We start from the raw sequence: 261 nt of genomic DNA, 5'->3' as shown, positions 1-261 counted from the left end.
ACGATAACCAACTGTGCTATTTTGTCGCCTTTGTTGATAACGTAAGAACCTAAACAAAAACTTTCTTCTGGTTCAGATTTCATCACGACACCTTCAATATTCATAATGTTTTTTGTAACCATTCCACTTGGAACTAGCACTACTGAATCATTCTTAATATTCACTTTCATATGTCCGTTATATCCTGCGTCAATCTTGCCTGTTTCAACGACTAAATGCGTCTTACTACTTACACCACTTCTGCTATTGACTAGCAGAAGT

At 36.4% G+C, this 261-nt stretch carries 1 protein-coding gene; it reads right to left on the bottom strand.

Going from position 1 to position 261, the window contains the following annotated elements; all coding sequences use genetic code 11:
- Positions 1–261 (bottom strand): hypothetical protein (locus tag RMT89_RS43870; protein ID WP_399499043.1); only part of this gene is annotated, 261 nt, incomplete at both ends.

The sequence above is a fragment of the Streptomyces sp. P17 genome, from assembly GCF_032436805.1.
Taxonomy (GTDB): Bacteria; Actinomycetota; Actinomycetes; order Streptomycetales; family Streptomycetaceae; genus Streptomyces.
This window is presented reverse-complemented; position numbering and strand designations above follow the sequence as displayed.